Source organism: Cryobacterium sp. Sr3, from assembly GCF_004402835.1.
GTDB classification, from domain to species: Bacteria; Actinomycetota; Actinomycetes; order Actinomycetales; family Microbacteriaceae; genus Cryobacterium; species Cryobacterium sandaracinum.
Genome location: NZ_SOFA01000034.1, coordinates 1 through 15,576, shown reverse-complemented (window position 1 = coordinate 15,576; position 15,576 = coordinate 1). Strand labels below are relative to the sequence as shown.

General features: G+C 60.3%; 15 protein-coding genes and 4 pseudogenes. 12 read left to right on the top strand and 7 right to left on the bottom strand.

Annotated elements, in window-relative coordinates; genetic code table 11:
* The first annotated feature begins 30 nt into the window (after window positions 1-30).
* From E3N94_RS09925 to E3N94_RS09875, 11 genes are all read left to right on the top strand, one after another.
* The gene (locus E3N94_RS09925) at window positions 31-966 is read left to right on the top strand and encodes a hypothetical protein (RefSeq protein WP_134570161.1); all 936 of its coding nucleotides are present in this window, start codon (window positions 31-33) and stop codon (window positions 964-966) included.
* Window positions 957-2,810 carry a nucleoside-diphosphate sugar epimerase/dehydratase gene (locus E3N94_RS09920; protein WP_241987099.1) on the top strand — a complete coding sequence of 618 codons (1,854 nt, stop codon included), beginning with the start codon at window positions 957-959 and terminating at the stop codon, window positions 2,808-2,810. Before E3N94_RS09925 ends, E3N94_RS09920 begins: the two co-directional genes overlap by 10 nt.
* Entirely contained in the window at window positions 2,807-3,943 is a 1,137-nt protein-coding gene (locus E3N94_RS09915) for an aminotransferase class I/II-fold pyridoxal phosphate-dependent enzyme (protein WP_134570160.1), read from the top strand. The genes E3N94_RS09920 and E3N94_RS09915 overlap by 4 nt, the downstream gene beginning before the upstream one ends.
* Complete coding sequence (locus E3N94_RS09910; RefSeq protein WP_134570159.1) at window positions 3,940-4,575, top strand: sugar transferase; 636 nt, start codon at window positions 3,940-3,942, stop codon at window positions 4,573-4,575. The genes E3N94_RS09915 and E3N94_RS09910 overlap by 4 nt, the downstream gene beginning before the upstream one ends.
* Window positions 4,572-5,216: an acetyltransferase gene (locus E3N94_RS09905; protein ID WP_134570158.1), complete on the top strand. Its 645-nt coding sequence runs from the start codon at window positions 4,572-4,574 to the stop codon at window positions 5,214-5,216. The genes E3N94_RS09910 and E3N94_RS09905 overlap by 4 nt, the downstream gene beginning before the upstream one ends.
* Window positions 5,213-6,724 (top strand): oligosaccharide flippase family protein, encoded by a 1,512-nt coding sequence (locus tag E3N94_RS09900; protein ID WP_134570157.1) that lies wholly within the window; start codon window positions 5,213-5,215, stop codon window positions 6,722-6,724. Before E3N94_RS09905 ends, E3N94_RS09900 begins: the two co-directional genes overlap by 4 nt.
* Window positions 6,725-6,801: 77 nt before the next feature.
* Entirely contained in the window at window positions 6,802-7,938 is a 1,137-nt protein-coding gene (locus tag E3N94_RS09895) for an N-acetyl sugar amidotransferase (RefSeq protein ID WP_134570172.1), read from the top strand.
* A 5-nt stretch (window positions 7,939-7,943) separates the two neighbouring features.
* Complete coding sequence (locus tag E3N94_RS09890) at window positions 7,944-9,089, top strand: glycosyltransferase (RefSeq protein WP_134570156.1); 1,146 nt, start codon at window positions 7,944-7,946, stop codon at window positions 9,087-9,089.
* A 2-nt stretch (window positions 9,090-9,091) separates the two neighbouring features.
* Window positions 9,092-10,366, top strand: a complete 1,275-nt coding sequence (locus tag E3N94_RS09885) for a glycosyltransferase family 4 protein (protein WP_134570155.1) — start codon at window positions 9,092-9,094, stop codon at window positions 10,364-10,366.
* Window positions 10,363-10,977 carry an imidazole glycerol phosphate synthase subunit HisH gene (gene hisH, locus E3N94_RS09880; RefSeq protein ID WP_134570154.1) on the top strand — a complete coding sequence of 205 codons (615 nt, stop codon included), beginning with the start codon at window positions 10,363-10,365 and terminating at the stop codon, window positions 10,975-10,977. Before E3N94_RS09885 ends, hisH begins: the two co-directional genes overlap by 4 nt.
* Window positions 10,974-11,747, top strand: coding sequence for an AglZ/HisF2 family acetamidino modification protein (locus tag E3N94_RS09875; RefSeq protein WP_134570153.1), 774 nt, complete (start codon window positions 10,974-10,976; stop codon window positions 11,745-11,747). The genes hisH and E3N94_RS09875 overlap by 4 nt, the downstream gene beginning before the upstream one ends.
* A 197-nt stretch (window positions 11,748-11,944) precedes the next feature.
* Here the strand turns inward: E3N94_RS09875 and E3N94_RS09870 are convergent.
* A pseudogene (locus E3N94_RS09870) lies at window positions 11,945-12,199 on the bottom strand (transposase); the annotation flags it as partial.
* A gap of 50 nt (window positions 12,200-12,249) precedes the next feature.
* Window positions 12,250-12,432, bottom strand: a pseudogene (locus tag E3N94_RS17195) (IS21 family transposase); the annotation flags it as partial.
* A 144-nt stretch (window positions 12,433-12,576) separates the two neighbouring features.
* On the opposite strand from E3N94_RS17195, the gene E3N94_RS09865 reads away from it, so the two are divergent.
* Window positions 12,577-13,326 (top strand): DDE-type integrase/transposase/recombinase, encoded by a 750-nt coding sequence (locus E3N94_RS09865; protein ID WP_134570152.1) that lies wholly within the window; start codon window positions 12,577-12,579, stop codon window positions 13,324-13,326.
* A 59-nt stretch (window positions 13,327-13,385) separates the two neighbouring features.
* Here the strand turns inward: E3N94_RS09865 and istB are convergent, their stop codons facing one another.
* From istB to E3N94_RS17185, 5 genes and pseudogenes are all read right to left on the bottom strand, one after another.
* Window positions 13,386-14,150, bottom strand: coding sequence for an IS21-like element helper ATPase IstB (gene istB, locus E3N94_RS09860; RefSeq protein WP_134570151.1), 765 nt, complete (start codon window positions 14,148-14,150; stop codon window positions 13,386-13,388).
* Entirely contained in the window at window positions 14,147-14,542 is a 396-nt protein-coding gene (locus tag E3N94_RS16880; protein ID WP_198416276.1) for a hypothetical protein, read from the bottom strand. The genes istB and E3N94_RS16880 overlap by 4 nt, the downstream gene beginning before the upstream one ends.
* Before the next feature lie 25 nt (window positions 14,543-14,567).
* Window positions 14,568-15,200, bottom strand: a complete 633-nt coding sequence (locus E3N94_RS16875; RefSeq protein WP_241987103.1) for a hypothetical protein — start codon at window positions 15,198-15,200, stop codon at window positions 14,568-14,570.
* 129 nt (window positions 15,201-15,329) lie between these two features.
* A pseudogene (locus E3N94_RS17190) lies at window positions 15,330-15,392 on the bottom strand (hypothetical protein); the annotation flags it as partial.
* Window positions 15,393-15,461: 69 nt separating this feature from the next.
* Window positions 15,462-15,576: pseudogene (locus tag E3N94_RS17185) on the bottom strand (IS30 family transposase); the annotation flags it as partial.

Genomic DNA, 15,576 nt, shown 5'->3' with positions numbered 1-15,576 from the left:
AGGCCTAAGAGTCGCAAGAACCGCGACAGCGTGCTTCGCCGTCGCCTGCTCATTGCGGGTCTGGCCGTGTTCTTGCTGTTCGACGTTGCCCTGGTGTCCTTTGCACTCACCGCGTCGAAGCCCTCCGCCAATGCGGGCACGGCGGTCGGGCCTGTCGAGACCACGACGCCGACCGCAGAGCCCGCGGCAACGGAGCAGCCGGTGGTCGAGTCTGTTGAGCCCGCGGCAATTGAATCTTCGACCCCTAGCCGTATCCTCACCGCCCTCGACGCGTCCACACTCTGGCGTGCCACGACCGGTGACTGCCCCGCCGCCACCGCGAACCCGGAGCTCTCCACCGACGCCGGTGAGACCTGGACAGCACTCGACGCTTCGGCCGACACCGATTCCTCCTCCATCTTGTCGATCACTAGCTCCAGCGAGTCCGAGGCCTCCATGGTCACGCTCACGGCCGCAGACTGCGCTCCGCAACGCGTGACTACCTTCGTGGCCGGCGCCCAGTGGCAGGAGTACCCCGATCGCGTCGGGGCCGACTGGTATGTCGACCCGGCCGACCGAGCGAGCGTGCACAGCCCGGCAGGTTCATTCGCCGCCCCCTGTTCCTCGGTGATCGCACTTGCACCCCGCACCGACTCGACGGCCGCCCTGCTCTGCTCAGACGGCTCCCTCTTTCGCACCGGTGATGGTGCCGCGACCTACGGGCCCGGGGTCGCTCTTCCCGGCGCCGCGAACCTGACTGTCAGCGACGACGATTACATCATCGTGGCCACCGATCAGGCAGGCTGCGCGGGCGCACAGCTGCTCGCGACGCCTGAAGAGCTGGACGGGGTGCTCACCCCGAGCGGATGCCGGGAGACGGAAGTCACGCCGGGAGACCTGGCGGTGGCAAGCGCCGATGGATTTGTCTGGCTGTGGGCGGGGGACTTAGTGAGCACATCGAGTGATGGGGGCACAACATGGCAGTAAGCGACTTTGCAACGACCAGAATGCAGGAGCTGCACGGGTCTGTGCCTCTCGTGCGTTTCGGTACTCAGCTCGCAATCGATGCAGGAGCTTGGGTTGTCGCTCTCTTTTTGGCCGAGATTCTTCGCTATGAGTTCGACTTGCGGCTGATTGACCTGGTGCCGCTGCTGGCTCTGTGCGCGGCTGCGTGCCTGGTTCAGTTTCTTGCGGGCGGTGCCAACCACCTCTACCAGGGGCGCCACATCTACGGGAGTTTTTCCGAGGTAAGGGCGCTGCTCGGGGTGGTTCTCGCCTCAACCGTCATCCTGGGTATCCCGGTTGCCGTCGCCGGCACGGTGGTCGGCATTCCCCGCAGCACGGTTTTCATCGCACTTCCCATGGCCTTCGTCTTGATGGGCGGCGTGCGTTACATCAAGCGTCTCCTGGTGGAACGGTCGGTGGTTCCCAAAGAGGACATTCAGAAGGCCCTGATTTTCGGCGCCGGCTACATGGGAGCGTCGATTGCCCGGCGCATGACCACCGACCGAAACTCGCCATTCCTGCCGGTGGGGCTCATCGACGACGATCCGCTCAAGCGCAATCTGTGGCTTCATGACGTTCGCGTCGTCGGTTCACGCGCCACCCTCTCCGCAGCAGCTCAAGCCACCGGGGCAACTGCGCTGGTCGTGGCCATTGCCAAGGCCGATGCCTCCTTGCTGCGTGACATTACCGATGCCGCCAAGGCCGCGCATCTCAAGGTCCTGGTTCTCCCGCCCTTGGATGAACTGCTCAACGGCAAGTCACGCCTCAATGACCTTCGCGATATCTCGATCGAAGACTTGATTGGCCGTCACCCTGTTGACACCCACGTTGAGTCGATCGCGGGTTACCTCGCCGGCAAACGCGTGCTGGTGACGGGTGCTGGCGGTTCCATCGGCTCCGAACTGTGCCGTCAGATCACCAAGTTCGGCCCGAGCGAACTCATCATGCTCGACCGCGATGAAACGGGCCTTCAAAGCACTCAGATCTCCATCCTCGGTCACGGGCTTCTCGACACCAAAGACGTGGTGCTCGCCGACATCCGGGATGCGGAGGCACTGAAGGCCATCTTTGCCGAGCGCCGACCCGAGGTGGTATTCCATGCTGCGGCCCTCAAACACCTCCCGATGCTGGAGCAGTATCCCGACGAGGCGTGGAAGACCAATGTGCTCGGCACGCTCAATGTGCTCGAAGCAGCCCAGTCGGTCGGAGTCACCACTTTTGTGAACATCTCCACCGACAAGGCCGCGAACCCCACAAGTGTGCTCGGTCATTCCAAGCGCGTTGCCGAGAAGCTCACGGCGTGGGCCGCCCAGGAATCCCAGCGAGCCTACCTCTCGGTCCGTTTCGGCAACGTCATCGGCAGCCGGGGCTCTATGCTGCCCACCTTCACCACCCTAATTGAGGCCGGTGGACCGCTGACGATCACCCATCCTGACGTCACGCGGTTCTTCATGACCATTCCCGAGGCGTGCCAACTGGTCATCCAGGCCGGCGGTATCGGTGGGCCCGCCGAGGTGCTCATCCTAGACATGGGCGAGCCCGTCAGAATCCTCGACGTGGCCGAGCGAATGATTGGAATGTCGGGCAAGGACATCGAGATCATCTACACCGGACTGCGCCCCGGGGAGAAGCTGCACGAAGAGCTCATCGGCGACCACGAAACGGACGCACGGCCGATCCACCCGAAGATCACTCACGCCTCCATCGCCCCCATTCGCCCCGAGAACCTGAACAAACCGGGGTGGGATGAACGCTGCCGAAACGATCCAACGAACGAGCTAACCGAGGTTGAAGCTGAGTTGGCCGGAATAGGAACACCTCGATGAATGAACGCATCTACATGTCGTCCCCCGACGTGGGTGATCTCGAAGAGCAGCACATGGTGGCAGCGATCAGGTCTGGCTGGATTGCCCCCCTAGGACCCGATGTGAATGCTTTCGAGTCGGAGCTTGCCGAGCGCGTCGGCGTCGCACACGCCGTTGCGTTGAGTTCAGGTACCGCGGCACTCCATCTCGGGCTGCTCGGTCTGGGTGTGGGACGGGGCGACGTAGTACTCACTTCGTCCATGACATTTGCCGCCACCGCGAATGCCATCACGTACACGGGGGCCGAACCGTACTTCCTTGACTGCGAGCTGGAGACCGGAAATATGGATCCGGCCCTGCTCCGCGAGGCGCTCGAACAACTCACCCGAGATGGCGAAAAAGTTGCCGCGATCGTGCCCGTTGACCTTCTCGGTAAGGCCATCAACTACACAGAAGTCTGCGCCATCGCCAAGGAATACGGTATTCCCGTCTTGGCTGACGCAGCAGAGTCACTGGGAGCGTCCCACCGAGGGCGCGCGGCGGGATCGTTCGGACGGGCATCGGTAGTGTCCTTCAACGGCAATAAAATCATGACGACGTCAGGTGGGGGCATGTTGCTGACCGACGACGAGGAGCTCGCTGCGCACACCCGGTACCTCGCGACCCAAGCCCGGCAGCCGGTGGCGCACTACGAGCACATCGACATCGGCTATAACTACCGGTTGAGCAACCTCCTGGCCGCACTCGGCCGGGCCCAGCTCTCTCGCCTGGATGAGATGATCGCCCGGCGGCGCGCAATGCGCGTACGATATCGCGAGGTCTTTGCCGACGTCGACGGTGTCGATGTCTTCGGCGGCAGCAATGATGCGGAAGATAACTGCTGGCTCACGTCCATCGTCGTTGACTCCAACGTTACCGGCTGGCAAGCCTCAGATCTGAGTGAGGCTCTGGCCAGAGAAGACATCGAAAGCCGGCCCCTCTGGAAGCCGATGCATCTCCAGCCGGTTTTCAGTGGGGCACGCGCCCTCACGAACGGCAACTCCCAGAGCCTCTTCGAGATCGGTTTGACCCTCCCAAGCGGCTCTGCCCTCATCGCCGGGGACATCGAGCGCGTGTTCGCGAACATTCGAGCCTTCATGGGCGCTTACGCGTGAATGATCGTCGGCCGTACGACAGCCCAAAACGAGTTCTGGATGCCGCCGCCGCGACGGCGGGGCTTATCGTGCTCTCGCCCGTCATTGCCATTGTTGCCGCCCTGGTAGCCGTGAAACTTGGTCGCCCCGTGCTCTTCAAGCAGGACCGCCCTGGCCTGAACGGGCAGGTGTTCCGTCTTTACAAGTTCCGCAGCATGACCAACGTCGATCCTGAGCGGGGGCTGGTGACCGATGAGCAAAGACTCACGTCTTTCGGGCGCACGCTGAGGTCGACCAGCCTCGACGAGCTTCCAACTCTCATCAATGTCGTCAAGGGCGACATGAGCATCGTCGGCCCTCGCCCGCTGCTCGTGCAGTATCTTGCTCGCTACAGTCTGGAGCAGGCGCGTAGGCACGAGGTTCGGCCGGGCATAACTGGGCTTGCTCAGTCCAGCGGTCGTAATTCCTTAAGTTGGGAAGCCAAGTTCGCGCTCGACCGAGACTATGTCGAGCAGCGAAGCATCGCGCTGGATCTTCGCATCCTGGCAGTGACATTGCTCGCAGTCGTCAATCGCGAGGGCATTTCTGCCGAGGGGCACGCCACGGCCGACGAATTCATGGGCACCGATTCCCGCGGCGCTGAGAAGCTATGAGCACGCCCCTCATCGTCGTAGGCGCCGGCGGATTCGGACGAGAGACACTCGACGTCGTGGAAGCGATCAATCGGTCCGTTTCAGAACCGACGTTCGACCTCCTTGGAGTGGTTGACGCAAATCCGAGCCCGCGAAATCTGGCACGCCTCGCCGCGCGGGGGATCCGATACTTGGGCACAGAGGGCGAGTGGCTAATTGCCGGAGTCTGCGCCGAGTACCTGGTGGGTATCGGCAATCCGGCAGTGAGGCAACGTGTTGACGCGGCTTTCACATCTGCCGGACTTACAGCCGCGACTGCCGTCCATCCTGCCGCTACAGTGGGCTCGGCGGTGACCATTGGAGAAGGGTCGATCGTGTGTGTGGGAGTGCAGGTCTCGACGAACGTGTCTGTAGGGCGCCACGTGCACCTCAACGCGAACACGACGATTGGGCACGATGCGAACCTTAACGACTACGTCTCTGTCAACCCTTCGGCAACAATCTCGGGAGAAGTCGCTGTGGGCACCGGCGCCCTTATCGGTGCGGGTGCGGTGGTACTGCAGGGAATAACGATCGGCGCGGGCGCACTGGTTGGTGCGAGTTCCTGCGTAGTCCGCGACGTCGCCGACGGCACAACGGTCATGGGTGTGCCTGCACGATGATTGACATTTTCGCGCGTGGAAGACCGGAAGGGCAGAAGCGCGCGCCATCCAAACGTTTCCGCCGACAAAAGGTGGGACCCGGCACGAGCGTACTGCGAAGTAGTTCTGTTCTCATGGTCGGTTCCGTCGCGGCGCAGGTAATTCCACTTGTCACGCTTCCAATCGTTACGCGGATGTATGATCCCGCAGCCATTGGGCTCCAAGCTTTAGCTATCACGTGGGCCTCGACCCTTAGTGTGATTGCTACCCTGAGACTCGACTTGGCTTCCGTCCTCGCCGCGAATGAGAGGGCCGCTGAGCGGATCGTACATGCGACGCTAACGACCATGCTCATGGTGATTCCGTGTATCGCGCTGTTGCTGGCGCTCTTCGATGATTTGATCCTGGGCATGATCGGGCATAGCGAAGCCACATTCTGGCTCTGGATGCTTCCCGTCCTGAGCCTCATGATGGCACTCACTCAGCTAGGTTCGTCGCTCCAAGTGCGACAGAAGGGATTTAGGCGACTTGCACTTGTGAATCTCGTCAATCAAACTTCCACTCAATCGTTGTCCTTGGGGATCGGGGCGTTCAGTCCTTGGCTGGGGGGACTCGTGATAGCAAGAGTGCTCGGCCAGATCGCGGCTGTGGTGTCCCTTTGGTCTAATGGCCTATGGGCGTATGTGAAAACGTGGAAGTTCTCGCTGCGTGACTTGCGCGAGGTTCTTGCTGAATGTCGGCAGTTTGCGGTTTTCAATACGCCTTACAGCATCGTGAGCACGGTGGCACGGGACGCGCCCTTGATTATCTTCGGCGCGCTTGCGAGCGCGACAACGGTTGGCTTCTACGGGATAGCCCGGGCCGTGATGTTCGTTCCCACCTCGTTAGCTTCGGTTTCACTAGGACCTGTGTTCTTCAAAGAAGCGGTCGATAAGATTGGAACCCCAGAGCTTGAACGAGTGGCCAAGCGCTTACTCGCAGTCGGCATGTTCGTTCCAGCCGCGGGATTTGCGCTGGTTGTTGTAGTGGGGCCCGAGATATTCGCCCTCGCCTTCGGCGCCGATTGGCGTGTGGCGGGCGAATTCGCAGCCCTGTTGGCGCCCGCCTCTTGGTGCGCCCTTCAATCCAGCTGGATCGGTCGTGTTTTTGAGGTCAGAGGGAAGCAACGGAGGCAATTCGTTATGCAGATCATCGCGGACTCGACTGTGATTGTTGCTGTTGGCGGGACCATGATTCTGTGGGGCGATCTCCTAGTCTCCGTCGCGCTGTTTGCGCTGCTGTCCGGAGTGCAGTCGCTCGTCTACTTTTTCGTTGCTGCTCGCGTAGCGTCATTCAAGTTGATCGCGTTGGCACGGACGTGGGCCTTTGGAGCTGGATTCTTCGCCTTGGTCGTCGTCGCACTGGTGGTCTTCGAGACGACTGCATCCAGCCTTGGAATTCATGGAGTCTGGTTCTCGATTGCATTTGCCTGCGTCGCGACGGTAACGGTCACGGTTTTTTTCCGGCGCTGGATGACGCAATCGAGCTAGAAGTAGGGGAAGCACTATGAAGACGAGAACTGAAATCTCACCCACTGGAACACGACTTGGGAAAGCAGGACAAAGAAATGGAAAGTGAGTTGTCGATTGAGCTTGATTGCTCAAGGTGCGTAATGACCAGAGCAGTTGATCCAGACCTCGTGGTGTCGGAGGGTGTGTGCAACCATTGCGCCCGATATGACGCGCTTCTAGCGACGCGGATCGTGCCCGTGGCTCAGAGAGGTCAGCTCCTCGCAAAAGTAGTGTCGGACATCAAACGTGCCGGTCACGGCAAAGAGTATGACTGTATCATCGGCGTCAGTGGCGGGGTCGACAGCACATTTGTTGCCCTGAAGGTAAAGGAGCTCGGCCTTCGGCCACTCGCCATCCACGTCGACAATGGGTGGAATTCCGAATTGGCCGTCTCAAACGTCGAGAAGACGCTAACTCGTCTCGACCTCGACCTTCAGACGGTCGTACTTGACTTACGCGAGTTCTATGACCTGCAGCGGGCTTTCCTATTTGCTTCCACGCCGGACTCGGACATCCCGAGCGACCACGCCATCCAGGCGGTGCTCTGGTCGTTCGCTCGCAAATACAAGGTCAAATACATCATTTCGGGAATGAACTTCGCTACGGAATCGATCAGCGTCAAGTCGTGGTCCTATGGGCACTCGGATTGGCGATACATCAAGAATGTCCACCGCAGGTTTGGAAAAGTCCGACTCAGAACGTACCCGCACTTCGGATTCAGGACGCTGTTCTGGACAACGGCTATTCGCCGCGTGCAGATTGCCTCAATCTTGAACTACATGAGCTATGACAAAGCTGCGGCCGTCGAAGAAATGCAGAGCACCCTTGGCTGGGTCGCGTACGAGGGCAAGCACTTTGAGTCGATTTTCACGAGGTGGGCACAAGGGTTCCTGTTGCCTCGAAAATTCAACATTGACAAGCGGCGAGGGCATTTGTCTGACCTAATCAACTCAGGGCAGATAACTCGGGATGAGGCGATCATGCAGCTGGCTCAGGACTCATACCCGGAAAAGCTTCGGCGTGCTGACGAAGACCTCCTCAAGAAGAAGCTCAGGTTGAGCGACAATGACGTTGCCGCGATTTTAGAGGCGGCCCCCACAACATTTGCCTCCTTCAAGAATTCCTATCACTTCGTCCAAATGCTTCGCGCGCTAGTGAATGCGCTGCGCAAGCGCGGCTTCTACCCTCGTTGATCACGATGAGCAAGGGCGAGAATCTACATGTGTATCCGTCTCCCATCGTGAACGAGAGCCGAATCCACAAGCAAACGCGTTCTGTGGCAGAGTCAGGGCTTTTTTCTTCTGTTGTGATCTGCGGCACGGCGAGGCAAGGGTTGCCTTCCCTTGAAGAGTTCCCGTTTGACCGTCGAGTTGAGCGACTCGGCGCAGCTAGGGCACGCGAGCCCTCTGTCTTTGCGCGTATCTGGCGACAGGTGACTTGGTCTCGGATGGTGTACAAGCGATTCTCGCGAAGCAACGTGTCTGTGATCAACGCGCACTCGGTTGCTGTGCTGCCTGTGTGCGCCCTGTTGAGCAGAACGCTCGGGGCGAAGCTCATCTACGACACACATGAGCTTGAGACAGAAACTGTGGCGGCTCGCGGTCTGCAGGGCAGGATATTTAAGCTCATTGAACGGCATTTTATTAACAGCTGTGACGCAGTTTTTGTTGTGAACGAGTCCATAGCAGGCTGGTACGCCAATCGCTACAGAGGCCTCAAACCCGTCGTCGTTCGAAATATCCCCGAGGCCCCGGTCCTTCGCGAGTCGTTTCCTATGCGTCAGAATCTGACGGTGCCGGACGGAAAAAGGTTATTCATCCACGTTGGGAACCTCGCTGAGTCTAGGAACATCGAAGTGATTCTCCAGGCGTTTGCATCTCCCGGCGTCGACGACCACGTGGTCTTTCTCGGGGACGGCCCATTGATCCAGCTCGTCGACGGCTATGTGTCGCTTCACAAGAATATCCACCACCTTCCATCCGTGTCGCCGGCCGACGTTGTTGGTCGCGTTGCAGCCTGCGACGTGGGCCTCTGCCTCATCGAGCCAACGTGCCGATCCTACGAGCTCTCGCTTCCGAACAAGGCCCTCGAGTACGCGATGTCGGGTCTGCCTTTCTTCTTCACTGATCTTCCTGAGATTGGAAACCTCCTGGGTTCTGGCATGTACGGATGGAAACTCGCTGACCCGAGCCGGGACCTCGTTCCTGCGATCCACGCACTCACGGCGCCACGAATCGCAGAAGCGAAGGTGTCACTCCGGGGCCTCCTGCTTCCGACTTGGGATGAAGAATCCGCAGTGATGGTTGGCAAGTACGCTGAACTTATCGAGAGCAGGGACCGTTGAAAATGACGAGCGTCTGGATTGTCAACCACTACGCAAGTGATCCGAGGGACTCTGCAACGGGGTCGCGGCACTTTTCTCTTGCACGCCGCTTGTGCCAGCTGGGCTGGGAGCCGGTTCTGATCGCAGCAAGTTCGGAGCACAATTCCTCTCGGCAACGGCTAGACCCGGGCTCGCCGTGGGGTACTGATCAAAGCGATGGCGTGCTATTTAGGTGGATCCGTACCTCCGTTTACCATGGCAACGGCCCAGCACGGCTTGTAAATATTCTGCAGTTCACGATCGCGATCCTTCTTCGACGGTCGACACGCGATCTGACACCTCCTCAAATTGTCATCGGCAGTACAGTGCACCCCCTGGCTGCCTGGTCAGCGAGCTCGCTCGCGAGAAGGCATCACGTGCCGTTCATCTTTGAGATCCGTGACCTTTGGCCACAGACCCTCATCGACATGGGCAAACTCCGGCAGAACGGAATACCCGCGCGCCTAATGAGGCGGCTAGAGCGGCTCTTGTGCACGAGAGCTGCTGGGATAATCACGCTCCTTCCCCATGCAGCTGACTACCTCGCCACGATAGGCGTTGATCCGAACAAGGTGACATGGATCTCGAATGGCACCGATGTTGCAGACTTCCAGACGCACCCGAGCGCTACGGGGACTGTATTCACCTTTCAATACTTCGGCTCTCTGGGAATAGCAAATGGACTCCCCGCCATTTTGCACGGCTTTTCGGATGCTCTACGTGAAAATCCCAGGATCAAATGCAGGTTGAAACTCACGGGCAACGGACCTGAAAGGTCAAATCTGGTGAAATTAGCCGCTGAACTTGGCTTGAGCGATCTCATTGAGTTCGCGCCCGGTGTGCCAAAGGAACAAATCCCGACGGTCGCTGCGCAATCGGACTGCCTTGTGGTCAACCTGTTGGATTTGAAGATTTACCGTTACGGAATCAGCCTTAACAAGCTGTTCGATTACATGGCGGCGGCTCGGCCGATTGTGATCGCCGGAAACGCTGTGAACAATCCGGTTAGGGACTCTGATGGTGGAGTGTGCGTACCCGCCAATGATTCGGCGGCAATTGGAGAAGCGATGACGCGCGTCCTGCAGGCCGACAATGCCCAGCGAGAGAAATGGGGACGAAATGCCGCAAGCTATGTAGCGCAGCATTTCGATTACTCGGTATTGGGTGACAAACTGGATGAAGTACTTCGGATGCACTTGGTGAAAGCGGCGGCGGGACACTCGGCGCCTGTCTCCAGAAGAGACCAGAACCCACAGTGAGCGTAGGCATCTTGAACTACGGAGTCGGAAACGTTGGCTCCCTGGTGAACATGTTTCGTAAGTTGGACATTGAAACCCAGCTTGTTTCCACTGCCGACGACATTCGACGCGTCTCCAGGCTTGTACTGCCGGGCGTTGGATCGTTCGACCACGCGATGCGTGCACTGGAACACAAGGAGCTAATCGAGCCGCTGAGGGAATATGCGGATTCGGGCAATTTCCTGCTTGGAATTTGCTTGGGAATGCAATTGCTCATGGATTCCAGTGAAGAAGGAGTATTGTGTGGGCTCGGCTACATTGGCGGTGTCGCTAGGCGATTCCAAGCCGACGGAGCCACGCAAGTCCTGCGCGTGCCTCACATGGGTTGGAACAGTATTTCGCCAGCCAAGGATTCACTGGTATTCGCCAACTTGCGGGAGAAGAATCGTTTCTATTTCGCGCACAGCTATTACGTTGAATGTGCGCAGGAGCCTGACGTGCTGGCGACAACGGACTATGAAATTACATTTGCTTCCATGGTCGCGCGAGAAAACGTGATGGGGGCTCAATTCCACCCCGAAAAGAGCCACGTTTACGGGATGACGTTGCTCGAGAATTGGGGACAGAAATGACTGTGCCGCCGCGCGTCATACCTGTGCTGCTTATTAGCGATGGGTATCTGGTCAAGACGATGAAGTTCGGCAAGCCACGATACGTGGGCGACCCGATTAACGCCGTCAAGATTTTCAACGAAAAGCAGGTCGATGAATTGATCATTTGTGACATTGACGCAACATCTAGATCTACCGCGCCAGACCTTGAGCTTCTTGAGGCGATTGCATCCGAAGCGTTCATGCCCGTTGGCTATGGGGGCGGAATTCGCACAGCAGCCGATGCCCGACGTGTCTTGGAGCTTGGCATGGAGAAACTCATTCTGAACTCGCTCTTGCGCACAGGTCCGGAGCAGGTTCGAGAGATCTCGGCCGCGGTCGGCGCGCAGAGTGTACTGGCAAGCATTGACGTCCGCAGAGATCTCCTCGGAAGGCAGAGTACGTTCACTAACAGTGGAACAATTGCGACCGGTGTGGACCCAGCCGCCTTTGCTCGTGAGTCCGTAGCTCTTGGGGTAGGAGAAATAATTGTCACGTCGATTGATCGAGAGGGGACGGGGGCCGGCTACGATATCGAGCTTGTCCGGCAAGTCTCGGCAGCGGTTACGGTACCCGTAATAGCACTCGGCGGGGCGGCAAGCGACGCTGATTTTGTGGCGGCCTTGGCTGTAGGCGCATCGGCCGTGGCAGCAGGAAGCAGATTCGTTTTCCACGGTAAGCACAAAGCCGTTTTGATAACGTATCCAGACCCTTCAGCAATTGAAGCACTCAAGTACAGCGCGGCGGGTTGAGCAAAGAGCAGATCCCCAGACGTTGATGCGGCAGCTGAAGATGCCCAGGACGATATCGATCGCATTCGCCAGCGGCTGGACAGCGCGGTCCCAAAGACCATGGTCTGGGACCGCGAGTCGGCGATCGGCGGGACCGGTGGTTCACGTCCTGCTGAGTGGTGGAGTTTCTCAACACCGTGCGGGTCAGTCGTTCTAGTTTAGGCGGCGGCGAGTTCGGGGAGGATCACCGCCTCGTCGAGGACCTCGACGGGGTTGTTCATGGTGGCCAGCTCGAGCATTGATGCTTCGGAGAAGTAACGGCGTTCGCCGGCCTCCCACTCGTCATGCTGCTCGATCAACACCGACCCGGCCAGGCGCAACAGGGCTGCCGCGTTGGGGAAAACGCCGACGACGTCGGTGCGACGTTTGATCTCTTTGTTGACGCGTTCTAGCGGGTTGGTGGACCAGATCTGACACAGAACCGGTCGTAACTCATCACCGCCTGACCCGCTCGAGCACAGTCGTCGACATGCTCCTTGTGCAGCAGCTTCAACGTCACCCCGACCCGGGCCAGCTCGGTATGCACCCGGGGCCAGTCCGGCTGCATGAAGACGCTCTCACGTATCCCGCGCCCGGGAAACAGCGCCGCATAGACCTCGCCCTCAGACAACTCCGCGAGGTCATCCCACCCGACATTGAGCTGTTCTGGCGAGTAGCGCTTGGTGGTAGCGGTAGTCCGGCGAGTTGGTAGCACGTTTCCGGGTACACGGTAGCGCTGGCGGCTAGTGGACTGCTCTGCTGTGAATAGACAACGCATACGGCGTCGTCGTTTCATTGTTAAGGGCGGGTCATGGCGGACTATCGGAAAATATTGGGGTTGTTGTTGGAGGGGCGGAGTTACCGCGAAGTCGTCGAGATTGCGGGGTGCTCGCATCGCGACGTGGCCCGGGTTCGGCAGGAGGTCCAGGACCGGGGTCTGACCTCGATGGTCGCGATCGCCGACGCTGAGCTCGCGAAGTGGTTCCCGGACGGGCGCCGGAAGGTATCGAAGGAGTACGTCCAGCCAGACCTGGCGCGGGTGGTGACGTCGATGAAAGCGAACCGGCACTTCACGTTGCTGTTGGCCTGGCGCCGTTACGTCGATACCAAAGACGCGGGCAAGAAGTATGGGTATTCGCAGTTCTGCGCCCTGTTCATGGACTATCTCCGCACCCATGATCTGGTGGCGGTGCTCCGCCACGAGCCGGGCCGGGCGATGCTGGTGGACTGGGCTGGCGACACCATCGATCTGGTCGACGCGGTCACCGGCGAGATCACCAGGGCGGTGCTGTTCGTCGCGGTTCTGCCGTTTTCGGGACTGATGTTCTGCCGCGCCTATGCGGATATGAAGTCCCCAGCCTGGCTCGACGCCCACGTTCAAGCGTTCGCGTTTTATGGCGGCGCCCCGCAGATCGTCGTTCCGGACAACCCGACGACCTCGACCCACCAAACCCACAAGGGCGCCGCGGAGCGGGTCGTGAATGCCCGGTATCCGCAGCTCGCCGACCACTACCAATGCGCGATCGTCCCAGCCCGCGTGAAGCGGCCCCGCGACTGTTAACGCCGACTGAAAACAGGACCACTTCTGCCAACTGAAAACAGGGCCACTCTCGTGTGGTTCTAGTGTGCCGTAGTCACGGCGGGTTGGTGTTGCTTGAGCCGGTAGCTGTTGCCTTTGAGGCTGATTACGTCGGCGTGGCGAACGATGCGGTCGATCATCGCGGAGGCGATGGTGAGGTCGCCGAACACGTCGCCCCAGCGGGCGAAGGGCAGGTTGCTCGTCATGATCAGCGAGGCGTGTTCGTAGCGGGATGACACGAGCTGGAAGAACAGGTTCGCGGCGTCCTGGTCGAATGGGATGTAGCCGACCTCATCGACGATCAGCAGGCTGTAGCGGCGCAGCCTGATGAGTTCGGCGGCGAGTTTGCCCCGCGAGTGGGCCTCTTGGAGTCGAGTCACCCAGCCCGTCGCGGTGTCGAAGAGGACCCGGTGGCCGGCCTTGGCGGCCTTGATCCCGATGCCGACGGCGAGGTGTGTTTTCCCGGTTCCGGGTGGCCCGAGGAGGACGACGTTCTTCGCTTCGGTGAGGAACACGCTCGTGCCGAGGTGCGCGATCAGGTTTCGGTTGGCGGAGGGTTGGTGGTCGAAGTTGAAGTCCTCGAGGGTCTTGTGACCGGGAAACCGGGCGGCCTTGATCCGCAGCGCGGCCCCGGAGGCTTCGCGTTCGGAGACCTCTTTGGAGAGCACTGCGGAGAGGTATTCCTCGTGGGACCAGCCCGCGTCGCGGGCCTGATCGCCCAGGCGCCGGAACGCTTCACTGATCCGTGGCGCCCGCAGCGCGCGGGCGTAGTACTCGATCTGCGAGGCCGCTTCCGAGCCGGTCATGACGCGACCGCCAACACGGTCGGTGCGGCGTCGATGTCAACGCTGAAGAGCTCGTCGTAGCGGTCCAGTGAGGCCATCTCGACGACGGCCGTGACCGTGGGCCGGCGGGCGCGTTGGGCTTGGAACTGGGCGCGCAGCTCGGCCGCGCGGAGGACATGTGCCGGGTCGGTGACGGTCAGTTGCCGAGCCCACTTCCGGCGATGCTCGGCGATGAGGACCCCGTCGTGGTGGACGGTCACGCGCTCCAGGCTCGCTGCCACGTCAACGACCCGGCCGATCATGGCTGGGTCGACGGAGTAGTCGTTGCTGAACGCGCGAACGTAGTAATCCCTTGGGAGCCGGACGCTGTTGCGGAACATCACCTCCGGCGCCATCGGCGGCAGGCCGCGCATCGCCGCCCGGTCGAGGCGGACCAGGTCACCGGGTCGCCCTCGTCGCGACCTCGAGAGACGGTTGTTCGCGATGGGCAGCCAGCCAGCCAGCCAACTGCTGGTTGAAGTCGTCGGGAGAGATGAAGGCGCGACCCGACATGAATCGGCTGCGGAAGAAGCGATTCATCCGCTCCACCATGCCCTTGGACTCAGGATCGCGGGCCTTGAGCAGCTTGATTTGCGTGCCGAGGGTGCCGGCGAACGCGGCGGCCGGCTCGGTGAGTTTCCCGCGCCCGATGCCGGTCTCGTTGTCCCAGGTCAAACGGGCGGGAACGGCCTCGGCCTCCTGCAGCAACGACCACATCCCACCGAGCAAATCCGGCGTCGTCCTCGAGGGCAACATGCGGGCCTGGATGAATCCGGAGAACGTTGACGTCATCACCAAAACCGGCGGCGCAGCAGCCTGGTCATGGCCCAGCGGCAGGTCTTCGTGCGGGAACCAGAGATCACATTGGACCTGGAACCCGGGCGGGTGCACCAGCCGATCCGCGGGATCCGGCACCGCATACTCCGGCCGCAGCTCGGCGATCTTGGCCCGGAACAGCGACGGAGACCCCGACCAGCCCACCCGCTCAGCAGCGGTCGCGGCCGGCATCGTTGGCGTCGCTGCGAGCAACACCCGCACCTGGCCGGCGAACGCGTCGAAACTCGACCCAGTCGGCTCCCGCTGATACGTCGGCGACCGATCCACGGCCAACGCCCGGTCCACCGTTCCTCGGGACACTCCAACCAGCCGAGCTATCTCCCGCTTCGAATGCTTCCCCGTCGAATGCAGGTGGCGAATCTCTGCCCAATCATCCAATTTGATCACCTTCCATGATGGTTGGTGGCCCTATTTTCAGTTGGGGCGAATTCCAGCGGTCGTCGCAACACTGATTGGTTAGCTGGATTCTAGTTCGTCGACGAGGAGCTCGGCTGGTGTTGTCCAACCGAGGCGTTTCCGGGGTCTGTTGTTGATCTTGGCGGCGACTGCAGCGAGGTCGTCGGCGCTGTGG